This is a genomic window from Spirillospora sp. NPDC047279 (genome assembly GCF_040643285.1).
Taxonomy (GTDB): domain Bacteria; phylum Actinomycetota; class Actinomycetes; order Streptosporangiales; family Streptosporangiaceae; genus Spirillospora.
In genome coordinates, this window is the sequence record NZ_JBEYUA010000015.1 from 152,128 (window position 1) to 175,592 (window position 23,465).

Annotated in this window: 22 protein-coding genes and 1 pseudogene; 19 read left to right on the forward strand and 4 right to left on the reverse strand. The window is 73.9% G+C overall.

The features are described from left to right. The first annotated feature begins 63 nt into the window (after positions 1-63). From ABZ810_RS33795 to ABZ810_RS33845, 11 genes are all read left to right on the forward strand, one after another. On the forward strand, positions 64-1,326 hold the full coding sequence (locus ABZ810_RS33795; protein WP_358410198.1) for an FAD-dependent oxidoreductase: 1,263 nt from the start codon (positions 64-66) through the stop codon (positions 1,324-1,326). Continuing rightward, positions 1,320-2,072 carry a DUF1365 domain-containing protein gene (locus ABZ810_RS33800; RefSeq protein WP_358410200.1) on the forward strand — a complete coding sequence of 251 codons (753 nt, stop codon included), beginning with the start codon at positions 1,320-1,322 and terminating at the stop codon, positions 2,070-2,072. The genes ABZ810_RS33795 and ABZ810_RS33800 overlap by 7 nt, the downstream gene beginning before the upstream one ends. Continuing rightward, complete coding sequence (locus ABZ810_RS33805; RefSeq protein WP_358410201.1) at positions 2,069-3,313, forward strand: cyclopropane-fatty-acyl-phospholipid synthase family protein; 1,245 nt, start codon at positions 2,069-2,071, stop codon at positions 3,311-3,313. The genes ABZ810_RS33800 and ABZ810_RS33805 overlap by 4 nt, the downstream gene beginning before the upstream one ends. Continuing rightward, positions 3,310-4,572: a cyclopropane-fatty-acyl-phospholipid synthase family protein gene (locus ABZ810_RS33810; protein WP_358410202.1), complete on the forward strand. Its 1,263-nt coding sequence runs from the start codon at positions 3,310-3,312 to the stop codon at positions 4,570-4,572. The genes ABZ810_RS33805 and ABZ810_RS33810 overlap by 4 nt, the downstream gene beginning before the upstream one ends. Before the next feature lie 2 nt (positions 4,573-4,574). Continuing rightward, positions 4,575-5,372: a DUF1295 domain-containing protein gene (locus ABZ810_RS33815; protein WP_358410204.1), complete on the forward strand. Its 798-nt coding sequence runs from the start codon at positions 4,575-4,577 to the stop codon at positions 5,370-5,372. A gap of 53 nt (positions 5,373-5,425) precedes the next feature. Then, entirely contained in the window at positions 5,426-6,997 is a 1,572-nt protein-coding gene (locus ABZ810_RS33820) for a molybdopterin-dependent oxidoreductase (protein WP_358410205.1), read from the forward strand. A gap of 73 nt (positions 6,998-7,070) precedes the next feature. Beyond that, positions 7,071-7,697, forward strand: a complete 627-nt coding sequence (locus ABZ810_RS33825) for a fasciclin domain-containing protein (RefSeq protein ID WP_358410207.1) — start codon at positions 7,071-7,073, stop codon at positions 7,695-7,697. Positions 7,698-7,781: 84 nt separating this feature from the next. Next, positions 7,782-8,408: an ECF RNA polymerase sigma factor SigK gene (gene sigK / locus ABZ810_RS33830; RefSeq protein WP_358410209.1), complete on the forward strand. Its 627-nt coding sequence runs from the start codon at positions 7,782-7,784 to the stop codon at positions 8,406-8,408. Next, complete coding sequence (locus ABZ810_RS33835; protein WP_358410210.1) at positions 8,405-9,124, forward strand: anti-sigma factor; 720 nt, start codon at positions 8,405-8,407, stop codon at positions 9,122-9,124. Before sigK ends, ABZ810_RS33835 begins: the two co-directional genes overlap by 4 nt. A gap of 115 nt (positions 9,125-9,239) precedes the next feature. Beyond that, positions 9,240-11,600: a phosphoketolase family protein gene (locus ABZ810_RS33840; protein WP_358410212.1), complete on the forward strand. Its 2,361-nt coding sequence runs from the start codon at positions 9,240-9,242 to the stop codon at positions 11,598-11,600. 345 nt (positions 11,601-11,945) lie between these two features. Beyond that, positions 11,946-13,550, forward strand: coding sequence for an FAD-dependent oxidoreductase (locus tag ABZ810_RS33845; RefSeq protein ID WP_358410213.1), 1,605 nt, complete (start codon positions 11,946-11,948; stop codon positions 13,548-13,550). Here the strand turns inward: ABZ810_RS33845 and ABZ810_RS33850 are convergent. Continuing rightward, a complete protein-coding gene (locus ABZ810_RS33850) occupies positions 13,534-13,941 on the reverse strand; it encodes a DUF3291 domain-containing protein (protein WP_358410215.1) in 408 nt (135 codons plus the stop codon). The two genes, ABZ810_RS33845 and ABZ810_RS33850, sit on opposite strands and share 17 nt — an antisense overlap. Before the next feature lie 81 nt (positions 13,942-14,022). Between ABZ810_RS33850 and ABZ810_RS33855 the strand changes: the two genes are divergently transcribed. After that, positions 14,023-14,574, forward strand: a complete 552-nt coding sequence (locus ABZ810_RS33855) for a TetR/AcrR family transcriptional regulator (protein ID WP_358410217.1) — start codon at positions 14,023-14,025, stop codon at positions 14,572-14,574. A gap of 44 nt (positions 14,575-14,618) precedes the next feature. Here the strand turns inward: ABZ810_RS33855 and ABZ810_RS33860 are convergent, their stop codons facing one another. Next, positions 14,619-15,470, reverse strand: a complete 852-nt coding sequence (locus ABZ810_RS33860) for a TetR/AcrR family transcriptional regulator (protein WP_358410219.1) — start codon at positions 15,468-15,470, stop codon at positions 14,619-14,621. 189 nt (positions 15,471-15,659) lie between these two features. Here ABZ810_RS33860 and ABZ810_RS33865 point away from each other — a divergent pair, with 189 nt between their 5' ends. From ABZ810_RS33865 to ABZ810_RS33895, 7 genes and pseudogenes are all read left to right on the forward strand, one after another. Beyond that, positions 15,660-16,286, forward strand: coding sequence for a GTP cyclohydrolase II (locus ABZ810_RS33865; protein WP_358410220.1), 627 nt, complete (start codon positions 15,660-15,662; stop codon positions 16,284-16,286). Next, a complete protein-coding gene (locus tag ABZ810_RS33870; RefSeq protein ID WP_358410221.1) occupies positions 16,279-17,079 on the forward strand; it encodes an inositol monophosphatase family protein in 801 nt (266 codons plus the stop codon). The genes ABZ810_RS33865 and ABZ810_RS33870 overlap by 8 nt, the downstream gene beginning before the upstream one ends. Next, positions 17,066-17,833 (forward strand): CDP-alcohol phosphatidyltransferase family protein, encoded by a 768-nt coding sequence (locus ABZ810_RS33875; RefSeq protein ID WP_358410222.1) that lies wholly within the window; start codon positions 17,066-17,068, stop codon positions 17,831-17,833. The genes ABZ810_RS33870 and ABZ810_RS33875 overlap by 14 nt, the downstream gene beginning before the upstream one ends. Next, complete coding sequence (locus tag ABZ810_RS33880) at positions 17,802-18,764, forward strand: zinc-binding alcohol dehydrogenase (RefSeq protein ID WP_358410224.1); 963 nt, start codon at positions 17,802-17,804, stop codon at positions 18,762-18,764. The genes ABZ810_RS33875 and ABZ810_RS33880 overlap by 32 nt, the downstream gene beginning before the upstream one ends. Positions 18,765-18,824: 60 nt before the next feature. Next, complete coding sequence (locus tag ABZ810_RS33885; protein ID WP_358410226.1) at positions 18,825-19,223, forward strand: 6-carboxytetrahydropterin synthase; 399 nt, start codon at positions 18,825-18,827, stop codon at positions 19,221-19,223. After that, a complete protein-coding gene (locus tag ABZ810_RS33890; RefSeq protein ID WP_358410228.1) occupies positions 19,220-21,001 on the forward strand; it encodes a glycosyltransferase in 1,782 nt (593 codons plus the stop codon). The genes ABZ810_RS33885 and ABZ810_RS33890 overlap by 4 nt, the downstream gene beginning before the upstream one ends. 32 nt (positions 21,002-21,033) lie before the next feature. Further along, a pseudogene (locus ABZ810_RS33895) lies at positions 21,034-21,708 on the forward strand (lysylphosphatidylglycerol synthase domain-containing protein); the annotation flags it as partial. Here the strand turns inward: ABZ810_RS33895 and ABZ810_RS33900 are convergent. Next, a complete protein-coding gene (locus tag ABZ810_RS33900; RefSeq protein WP_358410387.1) occupies positions 21,673-22,431 on the reverse strand; it encodes a creatininase family protein in 759 nt (252 codons plus the stop codon). The pseudogene ABZ810_RS33895 and the gene ABZ810_RS33900 sit on opposite strands and share 36 nt — an antisense overlap. A 178-nt stretch (positions 22,432-22,609) precedes the next feature. Beyond that, on the reverse strand, positions 22,610-23,461 hold the full coding sequence (locus tag ABZ810_RS33905; protein WP_358410229.1) for a DeoR/GlpR family DNA-binding transcription regulator: 852 nt from the start codon (positions 23,459-23,461) through the stop codon (positions 22,610-22,612). Positions 23,462-23,465 lie beyond the last annotated feature (4 nt).

A 23,465-nucleotide genomic window follows, 5' to 3' on the forward strand; every position in this document is an offset into this window, starting at 1 on the left:
GCCCTCCGGCACCGAAGCAAGGGTGAGAGCCCCCGGACGGTCCCGGGGCTCGGGGAGGTCGGAGTGCCGGACGCGGACGGGCGGCGTGCCATCGCGGTGATCGGGGGTGGGATCTCGGGGCTGACCGCGGCGTACGTGCTGCGCCGGACCGCCGCCGTCACGCTCTACGAGGCCGAAGGGAGGCTCGGCGGGCACGCCCACACCCACGAGGTGGAGGCGGAGCCGGGCGTCCTCGGGGTCGACAGCGGGTTCGTCGTGCACAACGACCGTACCTACCCGCACCTGACGAGACTGTTCGCCGAGCTGGGAGTCGCCACCCGCGACGCCGAGATGAGCATGTCGGTGCGGTGCGGCGGCTGCGGCCTGGAGTACGCCGGGGCCCGCGGCCTCACCGGCCTCTTCGCCCAGCCGCGCTCGCTGGCGCGTCCGCGCTACCTCCGGATGCTGACCGAGGTGCCGCGCTTCCACCGCCGGGCCCGCGCGCTGCTCGCCCGGCCCGGCGACGAGCGCACGCTGGCGGAGTTCCTGGCCGCGGGACGTTTCTCCGCCTACTTCCGGGCGCACTTCATCACGCCGCTCGTCGCGGCGGTCTGGTCGTGCGCGCCGGAGACGGCGGGCCGCTACCCGGCCCGGTACCTGTTCGGCTTCCTCGACAACCACGGCATGTTGTCGGTGCACGGCTCGCCGCGATGGAGGACCGTCGTCGGCGGCTCCCGCACCTACGTCGAACGCGTCGCCAAGGAGCTCACGGCGGTCCACACCGCCACCCCGGTGCGGTCGGTGCGCCGGGTGCCGGAGGGCGTCGAGGTCCGGGACGACTCCGGCGCCGCCCGGGTCTTCGACGGCGCGGTCATCGCCGTCCACCCGCCCGAGGCGCTGGCGATGCGGCCCGACGCCACCACCGTCGAGCGCGAGGTGCTCGGCGCCTTCGCCTACTCGCGCAACCCCACCGTGCTCCACACCGACGACCGCGTGCTGCCGCGCGCGGCCGGGGCGCGCGCCTCCTGGAACTACGCGATGGACTCGTGCCACGACGGCGCCGGGCACGTCCGCGTCAGCTACGACATGAACCGGCTGCAGGGACTGCCGACCGCGCGCCCGCACGTCGTCACGCTCAACGCGCCGGTCCCCGAGGAGCACGTCCTGTCCCGGATGGTCTACGAGCACCCCATCTACACGCCCGAGTCGGTCGCGGCGCAGCGCCGGCTGCCCGGGCTGAGCGACGGCACCCTCGCCTACGCGGGCGCCTACCACGGGTGGGGCTTCCACGAGGACGGCTGCCGTTCCGGCGTCGAGGCGGCCCGCCGGCTGGGCGGCGCATGGTGAGCACCGCGGCACGCCAGGCACCGGCGCTGTACGAGTGCACCCTCGTCCACGTCAGGCCGGGCCCGAGCGTGCGCAACACCTTCCGCTACCGCACCTACATGTGGCTCGTCGACCTGGACGCGCTGCCGCGCCCGCCGCGGCCGCTGCGGGCCCTGGCCCGGTTCCGCGCCGCCGACCACGCCGGAAGCCCGGATCGCACGCTGCGCGAGAACCTGGAGGAGTTCCTCGCCGCCAATGACGTCGTCGCGGACGGCCGGGTGCTGATGCTCGCCCACGCCCGCGTCCTCGGCCACGTCTTCAACCCGCTGACCGTCTACTGGTGCTTCACCGCCGCCGGAGACCTGGCGTGCGTGGTCGCCGAGGTCCACAACACCTACGGCGGCCGGCACCGCTACCTCCTGCACACCGATGGTCGGGGGAGGGCCGAGACCGCCAAGGAGTTCTACGTCTCGCCGTTCTACCCCGTCGCCGGCACCTACCGGATGCGCCTCCCGGTGCCCGGCCCCGATCTCCTGCTCACCATCACGCTGCACGGGGCCGCCCCCGGCCGCCCCTTCGTGGCGTCCCTGCAGGGTGTCCGCAGGCCCGCCACCACGGCCGGGCTGCTGCGCGCGTTCCTGCGCCATCCCTGGGCGCCGCTCGCCGGCGCCGCGCGCATCCGCGTCCAGGGCGTGAAGCTCTACCTGCGCGGTCTGCGGCCCCAGCCACGACACGACGCCACCGTACGAGGGGAAGCCCGGACATGACCGTGCTCGCCGTCGGTCAGGAGGAGACCTGGCCGGACATCACCGCCGTTCCGCGCCCGGGCCTCAGATCCGCCGTGGCCCGCCGGCTCTTCGCTCACGCCGCCGCCCGGCTGCCCGTCACCGTGGTGCAGGGCGACGAGCCGGGACCGCCGCCGATCTGCGAGCGGCCCGTGTTGCGGATCCTGCGCCCCGAACGTTTCCACGCCCGCCTCGGCGCCGCCGGGCTCATCGGGTTCGGCGAGTCGTACATGGCGGGGGAGTGGGAGTGCGACGACCTGCCGGGCGTGCTCACCGCGTTCGCCGAGCAGATGTCCACGCTCGTGCCGCCGTCGCTGCAACGGCTCCGGCGGTTCGCGGTGCTGCGCTCACCGGCGGGCACGACCGGCGACCGGGCCGGGGCCAGGCGCAACGCCGGTCACCACTACGACCTGTCGAACGAGCTGTTCGCGCTGTTCCTCGACGAGACGATGACCTACTCCGCCGCGCTGTTCGACCGGCGTGACGCCTGCCACGGCCGCGATCTCGCCGGGGCGCAGCACCGGAAGATCGACCGCCTGCTCGACCGCACCGGGGTCGGGCCCGGCACCCGGGTGCTGGAGATCGGCACCGGCTGGGGGGAGCTGGCGCTGCGCGCCGGGCGGCGCGGGGCGCAGGTGCGCTCGCTCACGCTGTCCACCGAGCAGCGCGATCTGGCGCTGGCGCGGATCGCCGAGGCGGGGCTGGCCGACCGGGTCCGCGTCGACCTGTGCGACTACCGCGACGCCGAGGGCACGCACGACGCCGTGCTCAGCGTCGAGATGATCGAGGCGGTCGGGGAGCGGCACTGGCCGGAGTACTTCCGCACGCTGCGGCGGCTGCTCGCGCCCGGCGGCCGGGCCGGCCTGCAGGCGATCACCATGCCGCACGACCGCATGCTCGCGACCCGCGACACCCACACCTGGATCCAGAAGTACATCTTCCCCGGCGGGTTCCTGCCGTCGGTCCGGGCGATCGAGGAGCACGCCGCGGACGCCGGGCTGCGCACCGCGGACGTGTTCGAGTTCGGCGGCGACTACGCCCTGACCCTGCGGCTCTGGCGCGAACGGTTCCTCGCCGTCGAGGAGGACGTCGCCGCGCTCGGCTTCGACGCGGTGTTCCGCCGCATGTGGGAGCTCTACCTGGCCTACTCCGAGGCAGGGTTCCGCTCCGGATACCTCGACGTCGGCCAGTTCCTGCTCACCCCCGCGGAGGATCGCCCATGACCACCAGCCAGACCGGCACCGAGACCGGCCGGACCACGCGGACCGGGCGGACCGGCCGCCCGCCGGGCGGCGTGGCCGGGCTGCTCGCGCCCGTGCTCGACGCGCTGTTCGACGGCAGGCCGCCCGTCCGGGTGAAGGCCTGGGACGGGAGCGTCGCCGGCCCCGGCGGCGCGCCGGTCGTCGTGCTGCGGTCGGCGGACGCGCTGCGCAGGATCCTGTGGCGTCCCGGCGAGCTGGGCCTGGCCCGCGCCTACGTCACCGGCGACCTCGACGTGGAGGGCGACCTCCTCGACGGGCTGCGCACGGTGCGCGCCGAGAGCCGGCGCGCCCGCCCGTCCCCGGCGGCGCTGGCCGCGGCGGCCCGGGTGCTGCTGGTGCTCGGGGCGGCGGGCCCGCCCCCGGCGGTGCCGTCCGCCGAGGCGCGCATGACCGGCGGCCGCAGCAACGGCCGGACCCGCAGCAAGGCGGTGGTCGAGCATCACTACGACTTCTCCAACGCCTTCTACGGCCTGATCCTCGACGGCACCATGGCCTACTCGTGCGCCTACTTCAAGCGTCCGCGCATGACCCTCGAGGAGGCCCAGCGCGCCAAGCTCGACCTGGTCTGCCGCAAGCTCGGGCTGAAGCCGGGCATGCGGCTGCTCGACGTCGGCTGCGGCTGGGGCTCGCTGTCGGTGCACGCGGCCCGCGAGTACGGCGCGCACGTCACCGGCGTCACGCTGTCGGGGGAGCAGGCCGCGTTCGCCCGCGAGCGCGCCGCCGGGCTGCCGGTCGAGATCAGGCTGAGCGACTACCGCGACATCGGCGACGGCCCCTACGACGCCGTCGCCACCATCGAGATGGGCGAGCACGTCGGCCGGCGCGGCTATCCCGCGTTCGCCGCCGCCCTGCGCCGCCTGGTCCGTCCCGGCGGGCACGTGCTGGTGCAGCAGATGTCGCGGAGCGGCCGTTCTCCCGGCGGCGGCGCGTTCATCGAACGCTACATCGCGCCCGACATGCACATGCGCCCGCTCGGCGAGACCGTCGCCCTGCTCGAACGCGCCGGTCTCGAGGTGCGTGACGTGCAGGCCATGCGGGAGCACTATGTGCGGACCGTCGACGAGTGGCGGGACACGTTCGAGTCGCGCTGGGACGAGGTCGTCGCGATGGTCGGCGAGGAGAACGCCCGGGTGTGGCGCCTCTACCTCGCCGGCGGCGGGCTGGCGTTCGAGCAGGGACGGATGGGGGTCGACCAGATCCTGGCCGTCCGGAAGGAGTGATCGTGACACCGTTCCTGTGGAGTCTCGCGTGGTCCGCCCTCGGCGTGGTCGCGGTCCTGGCGGTCACGTTCCTGATCGCGCTGCGCGCGGGACGGCACAGCGTCATCGACGTCGCGTGGGGCCTGGGGTTCGCCGCCGCCGCGCTCATCGGTTTCGTCACCTCCGCCGGGCACGGCGACACCGCCCGGCGGGCGCTGGTGCTGACCCTCACCGTGGTGTGGGGAGTGCGGCTGGCCGCGCACATCGCCTGGCGGTCGCGCGGCGGCGGCGAGGACCCGAGGTACGCGGCGCTGCTGGCCAAGGCGCCCGGCAACCCCCACGTGTACGCGCTGCGGAACGTCTACCTCACCCAGGGCGTCATCCTGTGGTTCGTCGCGCTGCCGCTCCAGGTGGCCATGCACGAGGACGCGCCGCTCGGCGCGGCGGCCATCGTGGGCACCGTGTTGTGGGCGGCCGGGATGTTCTTCGAGACCGTCGGCGACCTCCAGCTCGTGCGCTTCAAGAACGATCCCGCCAACAAGGGCAAGGTCCTGGACAGCGGCCTGTGGCGCTACACCCGGCACCCGAACTACTTCGGCGACGCCGTGGTCTGGTGGGGTCTCTTCCTGATCGCCTGCGACCAGTGGCACGGCCTGCTGACCGTTCTGTCGCCGGTCGTGATGACCTGGCTGCTGGCCAAGGGCACCGGCAAGCCGCTGACCGAGCGCCGGATGGCCAAGACCCGGCCGGAGTACGCCGACTACGTGGCCCGCACCAGCGGTTTCGTCCCGTTGCCGCCCAAGCGCACCGCACGTTCCTGAAAGAAATCCGCCGGGGGACCAACCCCCCTGCGTGACCGTTCCGAATACAGGGTGTGAGACCCGCACCCCGCACGGGAACCGCCGCCGTGGTCGGCCTGCTCTCCGGAGCCGCCGCCCTCGGAACGGCCGAGCTCGTCGCCGCCTTCACCGGAGCCCGCACCGGCCCGGTGATCGCTGTCGGCGGCGCGATCGTCGACCGGACCCCCGAATGGCTGAAGGACTTCGCCATCCGCACGTTCGGCACGCACGACAAGGCGGTGCTGCTCACCACGACCGGCGTCGCCGTCGCCCTCCTCGCCATCGCCGCAGGAGTCGCCGCGCGCCGGAGGCCCCGGCTCGGGGTGGCGCTCATCGTGCTGCTCGGCCTGGCCGGCGCGGCCGCCGCGCTCACCCGTCCCGGCGCCGGGGCCTCCGCCGCCCTTCCCTCGGCGCTCGGCACCGCCGCCGGAGCCGGGGCGCTCCTCGCCCTGACCCGGCTCGCCGGGCGGGCGGACACCGCGCAGGGCGCAGCCGCCCCGGGCGGGGGAGACGTCCCGGGCGGAGCCGACGCGCCACCCGGCGGCGGGCGGCGCACCTTCCTGGCCGCCGCGGCCGGCACCGCGGCGCTGGCCGCCACGGCCGGCGGGATCGGGCGCATGCTGGCCGGCCGGCGCAGCGTGGAGGCGGCACGTCAGGCGGTGCGGCTGCCCGCGCCGGCCGGGCCCGCCGCGCCGCTCCCGGCGGGCGCCGACCTCCGGATCCCCGGCCTCTCCCCGTTCACCACCCCCAACGGCGACTTCTACCGGGTCGACACCGCCCTGGTGCTCCCGCAGGTCGACCCCGCCGGCTGGACCCTGCGGATCCACGGCATGGTCGACCGCCCGCTGGAGATCACCTTCGACGAGCTGCTCCGCCTGCCCCTGCTCGAACGTGACATCACCCTCACCTGCGTCTCCAACGAGGTCGGCGGCCCCTACGTCGGCCACGCCCGCTGGCTCGGCGCGTCCCTCGCCGGCCTGCTGCGCCGGGCCGGCGTCCGGCGCGGCGCCGACCAGCTGCTCAGCCGCTCCGCCGACGGGTGGACGTGCGGCACGCCCGTCGCGACCGTGCTGGACGGCAGGGACGCGCTGCTCGCCGTCGCGATGAACGGCGAGCCGCTGCCCGTCAGGCACGGGTTCCCCGCCCGGATGGTGGTCCCCGGCCTCTACGGCTACGTGTCGGCGACCAAGTGGGTGGTCGACCTGAAGGTCACCAGGTTCACCGACGACGAGGCCTACTGGACGGCCCGCGACTGGGCCGAGCAGGCGCCGATCAAGACCCTGAGCCGGATCGACGTCCCCAAGCCGCTGCAGCGGGTCAGGGCGGGGCGCGTGCCGGTCGCGGGCATGGCCTGGGCCCAGCACCGCGGGATCGAGGCGGTGCAGGTGCGGGTGGACGGAGGGCCCTGGCGCTCCGCCCGGCTCGCGCCCGTGCCCGGCACCGACACCTGGCGGCAGTGGGTCCTGGAATGGGACGCCGCACCCGGCACGCACCGGATCGAGGCGCGGGCCGTGGACGCCACCGGGGCGGTCCAGCCCGAGGCACGGGTCCCGCCGTTCCCGAGCGGGGCCACCGGCCGGCATTCGGTGGTGGTCACCGTCGACTGACCGGATCATCGCGCGACCTCACAGAACACCACGAAACGCACCAATGAAGATCACGAGGAAGAGGAGTTCGACCATGAAGCTCTCCACCATCGCCGCGGCCACGGTCACGATGGGCCTGGCCCTCGGCCTCACCGCCTGCGGCGGCGACTCCAAGGACGACGCCGGCTCCGGCGCCATGGCCAACACCCCGCCCGCCTCGGCGAGCGCGACGGCCACCGGCGCCGCGGCCCAGACGTTCGGCGCGGGCTGTGCGGCCGTGCCCACGACCGGCGCCGGCAGCTTCGAAGGCATGGCCGCCGACCCGGTCGCCACCGCCGCGTCCAACAACCCGGCGCTCTCCACGCTGGTGACCGCGGTGAAGAAGGCCGGCCTGGTCGACACGCTCAACACCTCGGACGACATCACGGTGTTCGCGCCGACCAACGACGCGTTCGCCAAGATCCCGAAGGCCGACCTCGACGCCGTCCTCGCCGACAAGAAGAAGCTGACCGACATCCTCACCTACCACGTCGTGGCGGGCCGCAAGGCCCCGGCGGACCTGGCGATGGGGCAGTTCAAGACGCTCCAGGGCGGGAACGTGGAGACCAAGGGCTCGGGCGCCGACTACACCGTCAACGACGCCAAGGTCGTCTGCGGGAACGTTCCGACCGGCAACGCCACCGTCCACATCATCGACACCGTGCTCATGCCCAAGAGCTGACCCCGCTGTGGCGGGCCGCCGGTCCCCGGACCGGCGGCCCGCCACGGGTCCCCGCCCCAGCAGCGACGACGACGGAGCATGAGCATGAGTGAACCGCCCACCGCGCGGCCGTGGTTCCGGTCGCGTGGAATCGCCCAGCCGCCCGTGGCGGCGGTGGACGAGGACCACCGGGCCGGGGGGCTCGGCGAGCTGATCGAGCTCGTGGCCCGCGGTGACCAGGCCGCGTTCGCGCGGGTGTACGAGCAGATCAGCGGACCGGTCTACGGCACCGTGATGCGCGTCGTCCGGGACCCCGCCCAGTCCGAGGAGGTCACCCAGGACGTCCTGGTGGAGGTGTGGCGCCAGGCGTCCCGCTTCGACCCCTCCAGGGGCAGCGCCGCGGCCTGGGTCATGACGCTGGCGCACCGCCGCGCCGTCGACCGGGTGCGCTCGTCGCAGTCGGCGGCCGACCGCGAGCAGCGCGCCGCCACCCGCGACCGCGAGCACGACCACGTCGCCGAGGAGGTGGAGACCAGGCTGGAGCACGAACGGGTGCGCCGCTGCCTGGACGGCCTCACCGACCTCCAGCGCCAGTCGATCTCGCTGGCGTTCTACTCGGGGTACACCTACCGGGAGGTGGCCGAACTGCTGAAGGTGTCGGTCAACACCGTGAAGACCCGGATGCGGGACGGGCTCATCCGCATGCGCGACTGCCTGGGAGTGGAGCGATGACGACACCGCACGACACGCACGCTCTCGTGGGCGCGTACGCCCTCGACGCCCTGTCCGACGTCGAGCGGCGCCGGTTCCAGGACCACCTCGACGGATGCGACACCTGCCGCAACGAGCTGCGCGGCCTCCGCGAGACGACCGCGGCGATGGCCTTCGCCGCCGCGCAGGAGCCGCCCGCCGAGCTGCGCGACCGCGTCATGGAACGTATCGCCGGAGTGCGCCAGGTCCCGCCGCGGGTCGCGCCCGAACCGCAGCGGCGCGGGTTCCCGCCGTGGCTGCTGCTCACCACGGCCGCCGCGAGCGTCGTCCTGGCGCTCGTGCTCGGCGTGTACGCCGTCGTCACGCAGCAGCGGCTGGACGAGACGCGGGCGCAGAACGAGCGCATCGCCGCCGTCATCACCGCGCCCGACGCGCGCCTGGTCCAGGGGCCGGTGACCGGGGGCGGGTCGGGGACGGTCGTCGCCGCCCGTTCCCGGGACGAGGCCGTAGTGATCATGGAGGGACTGCCGACGCTGGCGAGCGCCAAGACCTACCAGCTCTGGCTGATGGGCCGGCAGGCGCCGCGGTCGGTGGGCACCATGACCGCCGCCGACACCGGGCCGGTGCTCGCCGCGGGCCTCGGCGACGCCACCGAGGTCGGGATCACCGTCGAGCCCGAGGGCGGCTCGCCGCGGCCGACCGGCGAGCCGGTCTTCACGGCCGGGCTCTCCGGGTAACGGAGGCGTTCGTCACCCTTCCGCGGGCGACGCGGGACTTTGGTCACGATTGGCCCGACCGCTGGCGGGCAGGGGCCTGAGTGATCAATGAACGCCGCTGAGAGGGGACCGTGCCATGGGGAAGGCCGCGACGTTGCCGGACGAGGAGGCCCGGCTGATCGACGCCTACTGGAGGGCGGCGAACTACCTGTCGGCCGGGCAGATCTACCTGCTGGCCAACCCGCTGCTGGAGGAGCCGCTGGCCGCCGAGCACATCAAGCCCAGGCTGCTGGGCCACTGGGGGACCACGCCGGGCCTGAACTTCCTCTACGCCCACCTCAACCGAGTGATCAAGGCGCGCGACCTGGACATGATCTACATCATGGGCCCGGGGCACGGCGGCCCGGCGGCGGTGGCGAACGCGTGGCTGGAGGGCACCTACAGCGAGATCTATCCCGAGGTGTCGCAGGACGCGGCCGGGATGGGGCGGCTGTTCCGGCAGTTCTCGTTCCCCGGCGGCGTGCCCAGCCATGTCGCGCCGGAGACGCCCGGCTCGATCCACGAGGGCGGCGAGCTGGGCTACTCGCTCTCCCACGCCTACGGCGCGGCGTTCGACAACCCGGACCTGACCGTGGCCTGCGTCGTGGGGGACGGCGAGGCCGAGACGGGGCCGCTGGCCGCGAGCTGGCATTCCAACAAGTTCCTCGACCCGGTCAGGGACGGCGCGGTGCTGCCGATCCTGCACCTGAACGGCTACAAGATCGCCAATCCGGCGGTGCTGGCCCGGATCCCCGAGGAGGAGCTGGTCCAGCTCTTCGACGGCTACGGCTACAACCCCTACCTGGTCACCGGCGACGACCCGGCGAAGATGCACCAGGGCATGGCGGCCGCGCTGGACCGGGCGCTGGACGAGATCGCCTCCATCCAGGACGGCGCGCGGAGCGGGCGGACGACCGAGCGCCGCCGCTGGCCGATGATCATCCTGCGCACGCCCAAGGGCTGGACCGGGCCCAAGGAGGTCGACGGGAAGCCGGTCGAGGGCACCTGGCGGTCGCACCAGGTGCCGCTGTCGGGGGTGCGCGACGACCCGGCGCACCTCGCGCAGCTCGAGAAATGGCTGCGGTCCTACGACCCCGGGCGGCTCTTCGACGCCGACGGGCGGCCTGCGGCCGAGCTGCGGTCGCTGGCCCCGGAGGGCGACCGGCGGATGAGCGCCAACCCGCACGCCAACGGCGGCCTGCTGCTGCGGCCGCTCACCCTGCCCGACTTCCGCCGGCACGCGGTGGAGACCGGCAAGCCGGGCACCACGTTCACCGAGCCCACCCGGCGCCTCGGCGCCTACCTGCGGGACGTGATCGCCGCCAACCCGGACAACTTCCGGATCATGGGGCCGGACGAGACGGCGTCCAACCGCCTCGGCGACGTCTTCGACGTCACCGACCGCGTCTTCACCGGCGAACGGTACGAGTCCGACGAGCACCTGGCCTCGTCCGGACGTGTGATGGAGGTGCTGTCGGAGCACCTGTGCCAGGGCTGGCTGGAGGGCTACCTCCTCACCGGCAGGCACGGGCTGTTCAACAGCTACGAGGCGTTCGTGCACATCGTCGACTCGATGTTCAACCAGCACGCCAAGTGGCTCAAGGTCACCCGGCACCTGCCGTGGCGGCGCCCGGTCGCCTCGTTCAACTACCTGCTCTCGTCGCACGTGTGGAGGCAGGACCACAACGGCTTCACCCACCAGGACCCCGGGTTCCTCGACGTGGTCATCAACAAGAAGGCCGAGATCGTCCGGGTCTACCTGCCGCCGGACGCCAACACGCTCCTCTCGGTCGGCGACCACTGCCTGCGCTCGCGCGACTACATCAACGTCGTCGTCGCCGGGAAGCAGCCCGCGCTCAACTGGCTGCCGATGGACGAGGCCGTCCTGCACTGCACCCGGGGCATCGGCATCTGGGAGTGGGCGAGCACCGACGGCGGCGCCGACCCCGACGTCGTCCTGGCCTGCGCGGGCGACATCCCGACCCTGGAGACGATGGCGGCCGTCGACCTGCTCCGGCAGCACCTGCCCGAGTTGCGGGTCCGCGTGGTGAACGTGGTCGACCTGATGAGGCTCCAGCCGCCCGGCGAGCACCCGCACGGGCTCACCGACGCCGAGTTCGACGCGCTGTTCACCACCGACAAGCCGGTCATCTTCGCCTTCCACGGGTACCCGTACCTGATCCACCGGCTCACCTACCGCCGCCACGGCCACGCCAACCTGCACGTGCGCGGATACAAGGAGGAGGGCACCACGACCACGCCGTTCGACATGGTCATGCTCAACGACCTCGACCGCTTCCACCTGGTCATGGACGTCATCGACCGGGTCCCCGGCCTCGGCGGCCGGGTCGCGCCGCTGCGCCAGCGCATGGCGGACCGCCGCCTGGAGGCGCGCGCCCACACCCGCGAGCACGGCGAGGACCTCCCCGAGGTCCGCGACTGGACCTGGCCCTACTAGAACGGTGACCGCGCACCGATGACCGCGCACCGATGACCGCGCACCGATGACCGCGCACCCGTGACCCGGCCCGGCCGGGTCACGGGAAGACGCCGCGGGCCACGCCTGCTGGACGATGTCGACCATCCAGTTGACGCCGAAGCGGTCGGCGCAGGCGCCGAACTCGTCGCCCCACATCTGCTTTTCCAGCGGGACCGAGACCGTGCCGCCGTCGGTGACCTTCTCCCGGTAGCCGCGCAGTTCGCCGCCGTCGTCGCCGCTGACGCTTGACCAAGCGCTTGCATGGTGGAGTAGATTTCGGCTGTCCGCAGAGCGCGGCAGGCCGGCACCGTTGCGAGGTTCGAAGTGGTTGAGAGCGCTGACTACGTGGTTGTGGGAGCGGGCAGCGCCGGGTGCGTGCTCGCCAAGCGGCTCGCCGAGTCGGGCGCCTCGGTCGTGCTCCTGGAGGCGGGCGGCTCCGACCGGACCTCGCTGGTGCGCAAGCCGGGGCTCATCGCGGTGTTCCACAACGTCCCGCAGCTGAAGAAGAAGCTCGACTGGGGCTTCTACAGCGCCCCGCAGGAGGCCGCCCTCGGCCGGAGGATCCCGCAGACCCGCGGCAAGGTGCTCGGCGGCTCGGGCTCGATCAACGGCATGGTGTTCGTCCGCGGCAACCGCAGGAACTACGACGACTGGGCCGCGGAGGGGTGCGAGGGCTGGGCCTACGACGACGTCCTGCCCAGCTTCAAGCGCATGGAGAACTGGGAGGACGGCGCCAACGACCTGCGCGGTGCCGGCGGCCCCATCCAGGTGACCCGGGCCAAGGACCTCACGCCAGCGACACAGGCGTTCCTCGAGGCACTCGCCGACACCGCGGACGTCAAGGAGAACGACGACTACAACGGCGAGTCGCAGGAGGGCGCGTCGCTCTTCCAGCAGAGCGCGCACGGCGGCCTGCGCTACAGCTCCTCGGTCGGTTACCTCGACGACCACGGGCTGCCCAACCTCACGATCCAGACGGGCCGCCTGGTGACCCGGGTGGTGATCGAGGGCGGCCGGGCGACCGGGGTCGAGGTCGTCACCGGGAAGGGCCCGGTGACGATCCGCGCCACCCGCGAGGTGGTCCTGTCCGCGGGCGCGTTCGGCTCGGCCCAGCTGCTCATGCTCTCGGGGGTCGGGCCCGCCGCGCACCTGCGCGAGCACGGCATCGAGGTGCGCGCCGACCTGCCGGTGGGCGACAACCTGCACGACCACATGTTCGTCCCGATGACGTACCTGATGGAGTCGGCGCGCAACCGCGGCACCGCCCCGTACTTCGCCGCCGGTGTGATCAAGGAGAGGCTGCGCGGCGGCACCTGGGTCGGGCGCAGCGTCTTCGAGGCGGTCGGGTTCGTCCGGAGCCCCCAGGCCACCGACGTGCCCGACCTGCAGATCCACGCGCTGCCATGGGGTTACCCGTCGCCCAACCAGGACGCGCCGATCCGCCACAAGGTCGACCCGAGGCCCTCGCTGACCCTGCTGGCGACCCTGATCTATCCCAAGAGCCGCGGCACGCTCCGGCTCGCCTCCGCCGACCCGGCCGACGCCCCGATGATCGACCCCGCCTACCTCGCCGATCCCGCCGACCGCACGCTGCTGGTGGACGGGATGGAGATCGTCCGCGAGGTGATGGCCGGCAAGGCGATCGCGGACGGCGTCTCGGGCGAGCTGTCACCCGGGCCGAGGTACGCGGACCGGGCGGCGCTGGAGGAGGAGGTGCTCGACCGGGCGACCACGGTCTACCACCCGGTCGGCACCTGCCGGATGGGCGCCGACGAGCGGGCGGTGGTCGACCCCGCGCTGCGGGTACGCGGGATCGACGGGCTCCGGGTCGCGGACGCCTCGATCATGCCGAGCATCACCGGCGGCAACACCAACGCCCCGGTCATGATGATCGGCGAGCACTGCGCGAGCCTCATGCTGGGCGGGTGACCTCGCGCTCGGCCGCGATGCGCCGCCGGGCCTCCTCCCAGCCGACCGGCAGGTCGCTCACCGGAACGTCCCAGAGGACGAAGGTCGACTCGGCGGTGACGTCCCGCAGCCGCCGCATCTCCGACTTGTGCGGGTCGGCCCTGGCGTAGTCGTACAGCGCGTCCTTGCCGCTCCAGGCCGAGAGCGTCCAGAACGTGCCGCGCAGCAGCTCGGCCTTCAGCGATACGCCCCACACGCCGGGGGAGCGGCGCGCCTGCCGCCAGAGCCGCATCGAGGCCAGGAAGAAGCCCGGCACCTGGCGCAGCGAGCGCACCTGCAGCCTGGAGGCCATGACGACCGCCTCGGCACCGGGCGCGGGGGTGTTCGGCTGGATCCACGGAAGGGTCGGCATGACGTGTCCTCTCGTTAACTTGTCACTGACAAGATTGCGCCACGCCCTGCAACTTGTCAATGGCAAGATAGGATCGGCGGCATGAGCGGCTACCACCACGGCAACCTGCGGCGCGCGATCATCGACACGGCCGTCGAGGCGATCGGCGAGTCGGGGACGGCCGCCTGGAGCCTGCGCGAGCTCGCCCGCCGCGCGGGCGTCTCGCACGCCGCGCCCGCCCACCACTTCGGCGACAAGGCGGGGCTGCTGACGGCCGTCGCGGCGGAGGGCTTCACGATGTTCGCCGACGCGCTGGCCGCCGCCGGTGACGACTTCCTCGAGGTCGGGCTGGCCTACGTCCGGTTCGCGACCGGGCACCGGCCCTACTTCGAGGTGATGTTCCGGCCCGACCTCTACCACGCCGACGATCCCGAGGTGCTGGCCGCCGCCACGCGCGCCCACGAGGTCCTCGTGGCGGGGGCCGGCCGCGCCCTCCCCGCCGAGGGCCCCGACGACTGGTCCGGCGCCATCGCCGCCTGGTCGATCGTGCACGGGTTCGCGAGCCTGTGGCTGAGCGGCGCGCTCCCCGAGCGCCTCGGCGGCGACCCGGAGGCCGCCGCGCGGCCGGTGCTGAGGATCCTCACCGGCCGCTGATCCCTCCGGCCGCCGATCTCCCCGGCGTCGCGTCCTCCGGCCCCCTACGCCCCGGACAGCTCGCGGCGGACGGCGGCGATGCGCTCGTCGTCGAACTCCACGTCCGGGTCCGGCTCGATGAACGTCAGGACCACGCTCGCGATCCCCAGGGCCGCCTGCGACCAGTCCGCCGCCTCCGGCGCCCCGTACGGGTTGGCCCGCACCGTCCGCCCGGTGATCCCCGGATTGGACGGGGCCATGATGACCAGCCCGCGCATCGTGGCGTTGGCGAGGGTGGCCGGGACCTCGAACGTCGCGTCCACCAGGTCGGGCCGCAGCCGGCAGCCGAGCAGCCGCGTGAAGTACTCGTAGGATCCGGCGATGCGCCGGGTGAGGTCGCGCTCCGACTCGGTGAGCGCCGCCTGCACCTCGGTGCGCAGCTCGCCGCCCGGCAGGCTCAGGAACGTCGCGTGCAGGGCGATGTAGGTGCGCCACTCGGGTGCGTTGTGGAACGTCTCGAGCTCCCGCACCGCCGCCCGGCGCAGGACCTCGCCCACCAGGGCGCGGCGGAGCGCGGGCGTCCGCAGCCAGTCGAGATGCTCGGCGACGGTCCGCCTGACCGCGGCCTCGGCCTCGTCGTTGGGGGCGCCGACGACCGGGCTCCGGCCCCTGGCCAGCTCCTTGAGCAGTTCGCTGAAGAACAGATCCTTGTAGGGCCAGCGCCGGTAGACCGCGCTGCGAGCCACGCCGGCGTCGCGGATCACATCCTCGAAGCTGATGTGGTCGAGGCCCACGGTCAGCCCGCTCCGGCCGACCATGTCCATGGCCGCCCGGAGCATGCGCTGCTCGGTCTCCTCGTCCGACAACCGCCGGCGCCGCCGGGTGACCCCGCCGGACGCGTGCACGCCTTCGTCCACCGTTGATCCTCTTCGTCAGATTGAGATACGGTGTCTCAAGTTTCAAGTCTTAAGTTTGAAATATTGCTCTGTTCGCAGCATATCGGGTCTCCTGCGCGCTCCGGTGAACCGGGAGACGGGGGTTCGTCCGTATACGGGATTGGTGCGGGTCCCGGGCCGGGCGAGTTCAGTGAACTGACAGGGGAGACGATGCGTGATCCAGACATGGAGCTGATCGAGGTCGCAGAATCCGATCTTCGGACGCGGCGCGGAACGTTCCGCGCGGTCGCGTTCCGGGACCCGGTCGACCGCAACGAACACTTGGCCCTGGTCTTCGGCGAGCCGGGCACGCGGCCCGGCGTGCTGGTCCGGATGCACTCCGAGTGCATGACCGGGGACATCTTCGGCGCGCTGCGCTGCGAGTGCGGCGACCAGCTGAACGCGGCATTGGACACGATCGTCCGCGAGGGCTGCGGCGTGCTGGTCTACCTGCGCGGGCACGAGGGGCGCGGGATCGGGCTCGTCGCCAAGGTGCGCACCCACATCCTCCAGGACGAGGAGGGGCTCGACACCATCGACTCGGCGACGACCCTCGGGCTCCCGGTCGACGTGCGCGACTACGGCCCGGCCGCCCGGGTGCTGCGGCACCTGGGAATCGGCTCGGTGCGCCTGATGTCCAACAACCCCGACAAGGTCAGCGCCCTGAAGTCGTACGGGGTCGAGGTCGTGGGACGGGTTCCCGTCCTGGCGCCCGTCCACGACGGCAACATCGCCTACCTGACCGCCAAGCGGGACCGGATGGGACACGACCTCCCGCAGGTGGGCGCTCATGGCTGACCACGCCGAACTGCTGCCCCTCGCCCGCGAGGCGGTCGCCATGGCGCGCGCCATCATCCGCTCGCGGGCGCCGCGGTCGGTGGTCGCCAAGGGCGACCGCGACCTGGTCACCGACATCGACCTGGCGGTCGAGGAGGCGGTCCGCGACTTCCTGCTGCGCGAGACCCCCGAGATCGGCGTCCTCGGCGAGGAACACGGGCGCACCGGCACCGACGCCCTCTGGTGGGCCCTCGACCCGGTCGACGGCACCTCGAACTTCGCGCGCGGCGTCCCGCTGTGCGCGGTGTCCCTCGGGCTCGTGGACGGCCGGCGCGGCGTGCTGGCGGCCATCGACCTGCCGTTCCTCGACGTGACCTACAGCGCGGCCGACGGCCAGGGCGCCTTCGCGGACGACGAGCGCATCGGCGTCTCCGGCGTGACCGGCCTGCACGACGCGGTCATCTCGGTCGGCGACTTCGCGGTGGGCGGCGACGCGGCGGCCGAGGCCAGGAACCGCGTGCGGCTCGCCCTCCTGGAGGACCTCGGCGCGCGGGCCCAGCGCATCCGGATGATCGGCACGGCCGCGATCGACCTGGCGTGGGTGGCCCAGGGCCGCTTCGACGCCACGGTCATCCTGTCGAACCGGCCGTGGGACACCGCGGCGGGCGTGGTGCTGGTCCGCGAGGCCGGCGGGACCGTCCTGGACCACGACGGCGGTGACCACACGACCGACTCGCAGGTGACGGTGGCCGTGACCCCCGGCCTGCGCGACGAGATCATGACGAGCCTGGGGAGCGCGTATGCGGCGGCTTGAGACGGGCGGCGGGCTGGTCTGCGCCGGGCTGTCCGCGCAGCTGGTGCTGCTGGCGGTGTTGTGGGCGGGATTCGGCCTGGGCACCGCGGCGTGGCTGGCAGGGACGGCCTACGGCGTCGGCCTGCCGCTCCTGCTGGCGCTGGCGCTGAGCCGGTCCGGGCGCCGTTCGCTGGGCCCGGCGGACCGCGTGACGTTCACGCGGGCGCTGCTGGTCGGCGGCGTGGCCGCGCTGGTGGTGGACGGCGCGATGGGCGCGGCCCAGGTCGCCGGGGCGGCGCAGGCCATCCTCGCCGTCCTGGCGGGCGTGGCCCTGGCGATGGACGGGGTGGACGGGCAGGTCGCCCGCCGCACCGGAACCTCCTCGCCCCTCGGCGCGCGGTTCGACATGGAGGTCGACGCCGTCCTCATCCTGGTGCTGAGCGTGCACGTCGCGTACGGCCTGGGCCCGTGGGTCCTGGCGATCGGCGCCATGCGGTACGCGTTCGTCGCGGCCTCGTGGGCGATGCCGTGGTTGTGCGCGAGCCTGCCGCCGAGCCTGGCCCGCAAGACGGTGGCGGCCCTCCAGGGCGTCGCGCTGGTGGCGGCGGGCGCGGGAGTGCTGCCCCAGGCCGCCGCGGCGGCGCTGGCGGCCGTGGCCCTGGCCGCGCTGGTGTGGTCGTTCGGACGCGACGTCGCCTGGTTGTGGCACGCCCGCCGCGTCCCGGCCCGATCGGAGAGTGACGATGGAACGCGCGTTCTGGCTTCGGTCGCCTGAGGCGGGCGAGATCCGGCCGGCCGCCGTGCCCGGCGCCGGATCCGGCGAGGTGCTCGTCCGGACGTTGTACTCGGCGGTGAGCCGGGGCACCGAGACGCTGGTCTACCAGGGGCGGGTGCCCGAGAGCCGGTACGAGGACATGCGGGCCCCCTTCCAGGAGGGCGACTTCCCGGGGCCGGTCAAGTACGGCTACCTCAACGTCGGCGTGGTGGAGGACGGCCCGGACGAGCTCACCGGCCGCACGGTCTTCTGCCTCTATCCGCACCAGACCCGGTACGTGGTCCCGGCCACAGCGGTGACCGTGGTGCCCGACGGCGTCCCCGCCGGGCGGGCGGTGCTCGCCGGGACGGTGGAGACCGCCGTCAACGCGCTGTGGGACGCCGGGCCCCTGGTGGGCGACCGGATCGCGGTCGTGGGCGGCGGGATGGTCGGCTGCGCCGTCGCCAAGCTCCTCGCCGGGATCCCGGGCACCCGGGTCGAGCTGGTCGACGTCGACCCGGCGCGGAAGGGGACCGCCGGACGGCTGGGGGTCGCGTTCGCCTCGCCGGAGGGCGCGGCGGGGGAGTGCGACCTGGTGATCCACGCCAGCGCCACCGGGGAGGGGCTGGTGAGGTCGCTGGAACTGCTCGCCACCGAGGGCGAGGTCGTCGACCTGAGCTGGTACGGCGACCGGATGGTCGCCCTGCCGCTGGGGGAGGCCTTCCACGTCCGCCGCCTCGCCGTGCGCAGCAGCCAGGTGGGCACGGTCGCCCCGGCGCGCCGCGGCCGCCGCACGTTCGCCGACCGCCTGGCGCTGGCGCTGGACCTGCTCGCCGACCCGGCGTTCGACGCCCTCGTCACCGGCGAGAGCCCCTTCGACGACCTGCCCGCGGTGATGGGCCGGCTCGCCTCCGGCGAACTGCCCGCCCTCTGCCATCGGATCGCCTACTGATCCCTGCGGGCCCATCCCTGCGTACTGCTTCGTGCCCACCGATCTCCTGGAGGCCCCGCGTTGTTCAGCATCACCGTCCGCGACCACGTCATGGTCGCCCACAGCTTCCGCGGCGAGGTGTTCGGCCCGGCGCAGAAGCTGCACGGCGCGACCTTCGTCGTGGACGCGACGTTCCGGCGGACCCACCTGGACGCCGACAACATCGTGGTCGACATCGGGCTGGCCACCCAGGAGCTGCACGCCGTCCTCGGGCGCCTCAACTACCGGAACCTGGACGACGAGCCGGACTTCGCCGGCACCAACACCACCACCGAGTTCCTCGCCAAGGTCATCGCCGACCGGCTCGCCGAGCGGGCGCGGGAGGGCGCGCTCGGCGACGGGGCGCGCGGCCTGGACGGCATCACCGTCACGCTGCACGAGTCGCACGTGGCCTGGGCGAGCTACGAGCGGGCGCTATGAACGGGCCCTACGTCGTGCTGCCCGGCGGCGCCGTGCCGAGCGGGGGCAACGTCTACGACCGCGAGGTGCTCCGGCGGATGCCGGCGGCGGTCGACATCGTGGTGCCCGGGCGGTGGCCGCGGCCGGACGCGACGGTCAGGGGGCGGCTGGCCGAGGCGCTCGACGGGCTGCCCGACGACGCCGTCGTCCTGATGGACGGGCTCGTGGCCTGCGGGGTCCCGGAGATCGTCGTACCGCGGGCGCGGCGCCTGACCCTCGCGGTCCTGGTGCACCTCCCGCTCGGCGACGAGACGGGCGCCCCGGACGGGCTGATCGACTGCGAGGGCGAGACCCTGCGCGCGGTGAGCGCCGTGGTGACGACCAGCCGGTGGGCGGCGCGGCGGGTGACCGAGCTGCACGGGCTCCCCGCCGGACGTGTCCACGTCGTCCCGCCCGGGGTCGACCCGGCCCCCGAGGCGCCGGGCACGGAAAACGGCGCCAGACTGCTCTGCGTCGCGTCGCTGACGCCGCGCAAGGGCCATGACGTGCTCATCGAGGCGCTGGCGTCCGTCGGTGACCTCGCGTGGGACTGCCTGTGCGCCGGCCCGGCGACGGCCGACCCCGAGCACGCCGAGTGGTTGCGCAAGCTCATCGAGCATCACGGGCTGGACAGGAGGATCCGGCTGGCGGGCCCGTACGCGGGTGCGGAGCTGGACGCCGCCTACGCCGAGGCGGACCTGCTGGTGCTGCCGTCCCGCGCCGAGACGTACGGCATGGTCGTCACCGAGGCGCTCGCGCGCGGCGTCCCCGTGCTCGCCTCCGACGTCGGCGGGGTGCCCGAGGCCATCGGCGGGGACGCGGGACTGCTCGTCCCGCCCGGCGACGCCGGCGCCCTGGCGGCGGCGCTGCGGCGCTGGCTCGGGGACGCCGGCCTGCGGCGGCGCCTGCGGTCCGCCGCCCGAGACCGGCGCGGGACGCTCGGCGGATGGGACGAGACGGCGGTGGGCGTGACCGCGGTGCTGGACCGGCTCGCCGAGCGGTTCAGCCCCGGCTGGCTCGCGCTGCGGGAGGAGGCCGACGCCGCCGCGCGGGCCGAGCTCGTGCCGCCGGACCTGCGCCGCGGCGCCGGTGACCTGGTCGTGCACGACATCGGCTGCGGAACGGGCTCGATGGCGCGCTGGCTCTCGGAACGGCTGGACGGACCGCGGCGCTGGGTCCTCCACGACCGCGACGCCGACCTGCTCGACCAGGCGCGGCGGAGCGTCCCCGCGGACGCCGAGACGCGGCAGGGCGAGATCGCCGACCTGAGCGCCGCCGACTTCGCCGGAGCCTCCCTGGTCACCGCGTCGGCCCTGCTGGACCTGCTGACCCGGGACGAGCTCACCGCCCTCGTGGACGCGATCGCCGGCGCGGGATGCCCCGCCCTGCTGACCCTGTCGGTGACGGGCCGCGTCGAGCTGTTCCCGGCCGACCCGCTCGACGCCGACTTCCAGGAGGCGTTCAACGGCCACCAGCGCCGGGACGGGCGGCTCGGCCCGGACGCGGTCGCCGCCGCGGTGGAGGAGTTCGAGCGGCACGGCCTGGCCGTGCGTGTGCGGACCAGCCCCTGGCGGCTCGGACCCGAACACGCCGCCCTGACGGAGCGGTGGCTCCGCGGCTGGGTGGCCGCCGCCTGCGAGCAGCGGCCCGACCTGGCCCGGCGTGCCGAAACCTACCTGCGTGACCGGACCGGCACGTGCGCCGCGGGAGACCTGCGCGCCGTCGTCCATCACGCCGACCTGCTCGTGGAGCCACGGTGAAAAAGACCCTGTGCGGAGCGGCGATCCTGGCCGTGCTCCTCTATTGGCAGAGCACGGACGCGTTCGTCGCGGCGTTCCGCGTGATCGACGGCGGGGCGGTCGCCGCAGCGCTGGCGATCGGCGTGCTGACGACGGTGCTCAGCGCCGCCCGCTGGCGGTTCGTGGCGCGCGGCCTGGGTCTCGGGATGTCGATGACGTCGGCCGTCGCCGACTACTACCGGGCGCTGTTCCTGAACGCCGTGCTCCCCGCGGGCGTGCTCGGCGACGTGCACCGCGCCGTCCACCACGGGCGGGACGCCGGGGACGTCCGGCGGGGCATCCGCGCCGTCGTCGTGGAACGTGCGGCGGGCCAGGTGGTGCTCCTCGTCGTCGCCGCCGCCGCGCTGGCGTCCGCCGCCGGGGTCGTCCCCGGCGGGCCGGCCGCCGCCGCGCTGGCGGGCATGACGGCGACGGTGGCGGTGCTCGCGGTCTCGGGGCGGTGGACCTGGCCGGGGGCGCTGCTGCTGTCGGCGGGGGCGCTGGCCGGGCACGTGGCGCTCTTCGTCATCGCGGCCCGGCTCGCCGGGGCGACGGCACCGGTCCTCGACCTCGTCCCGCTGTCGCTGGTGGCGCTGCTGGTCATGGCGCTGCCGGTGAACGTGGGCGGCTGGGGACCGCGCGAGGCGGCCTCGTCACTGGCGTTCGGCGCGGCCGGGCTCGGCTCGTCCCAGGGGCTCACGGTCGCCGTCGTCTACGGCGTGCTGGCCCTGGTCGCGAGCCTTCCCGGCGCCGGCGTCCTGCTCGTCCGGGCGGTCTCCACCGAGCAGCGCGAGGTACGGGCCGAACGACGCGACCAGGCTCGCGAGAAGGTCCCGGCCCTTGCCGGCGGAGGCGAGTGACGGCCGGCCGATGACGCCCGAGCCGGTGTAGGCGGCCATCCCCAGCGTGAGCAGGTGCGGGCGGTCGTCGGCGAGGTGGTCGCCCGCCTCGTGCCCGGGCCGGACGAGGCCGGGATGGGCGTGCAGCAGGATCGACGTCTCGATCTCACCGGCGTGCATGTCGCCGTCCAGCGAGGTCTCGACGCCCGCGGCGCTCCGGGCCGCCTCCCAGTCGGGCACGCCGGGGAACAGCGCCATGCCGCCGCCCGCCTCCTGCACGACGTTGCCGAGGACGTAGTTGCCGCCGTGGCCGTTGACCAGGACCAGCCCGGTCACGCCGGAACGGCGCAGCGACGCGGCGATGTCGGTCACCACGGCGTGCAGCGTGCGCGCCGAGATGCTGACCGTGCCGGGCCAGCCGGCGTGCTCGTGCGAACACGAGATCGTGACGGGCGGCAGCAGCAGGACGGGGTACGCGGCGGCGATCTCCCGCGCGAGCGTGCAGGCGATCACGGTGTCGGTGGCGAGGGGCAGGTAGGGGCCGTGCTGCTCGAAACTGCCGACGGGCAGCACCGCGACCCGGGCGTCCCTGGCCTGCGCGTCGGCGGTGGTCTCGTGGGGGAGCCAGGAAGGCGGCGAAGCCGCCTCGGGGGGCGTGGGGGTTCGTCCCCCCTCGGGCGATCTCGTGCGCGTGGAGTCGTTCATGCTCAGGCCACTGTAGGCCGGAGACGGAGGGGCGTCGCCCGCGACGTCAGGAGTCGGTCCTCGCGGGGCCCAGCGCCGGCGGGTCGCCCGCGCCGGCGACGTGCAGCGGCACGCCGAGTGCGCGCAGCCCGTCGACGGTCGGGCGGGGCGTCCCGGCGTCCACGATGACCAGGTCGAACGCGGTGAGCGGCGCGAGCTGGTAGAGGCCGTTCTTGGCGAACTTGCCGTGGTCGACCAGCAGCACCCGCCGGTCGGCCGACTCCATCAGCGCCCGCTTGACCGCGACGGTCTCCTGGGATTGGTGGTAGCAGTGGCCGTTGGTGATCGCGGTCGTGGACATGAACAGCACGTCCGCGTGCAGTGACCGGATGGCCTCGGTCGTCCGCAGCCCGAGGAAGGCGTCGTAGGCGGGGTAGTACGCGCCGCCCAGCGTGACGAGGTCGACCCCGGGCTCGCCCGCCAGCAGGTTGACCACGGCGAGGAAGTTCGTGATCACCGTGAGCGGGCCGCGGGCGGGAAGCCGGCCCGCCAGCGCGAGGCCGGTGGTGCTCTCGTCGACCATGACCGAGGCGCCGGTCTCGACCAGGCTCTCGGCGGCGAGCGCGAGCTGCTCCTTGGCCTCGGACATCGACTGGAGGCGGTGCCGCACGTCGCCGTGGTGCACCGCGGACGGCTCGGCCGTCGCGCCGCCGCGGACCTTGCGGAGCCAGCCGCGGCTCTGCAGCTCGTCGAGGTCGCGATGGATCGTCATCAGGCTGACCCCGTACGCGGCGGCGAGGTCCTTGGCCTGGACGAACCCCTCGCCGGCGACCCGCTGCCGGATCCCCTCGCGGCGGTCGCGGGCGGCCAGGCCGTCGTTCGCCGCCGGTGTCGCGGCGCGTGGTCCGTCGTCGGTCACCGGG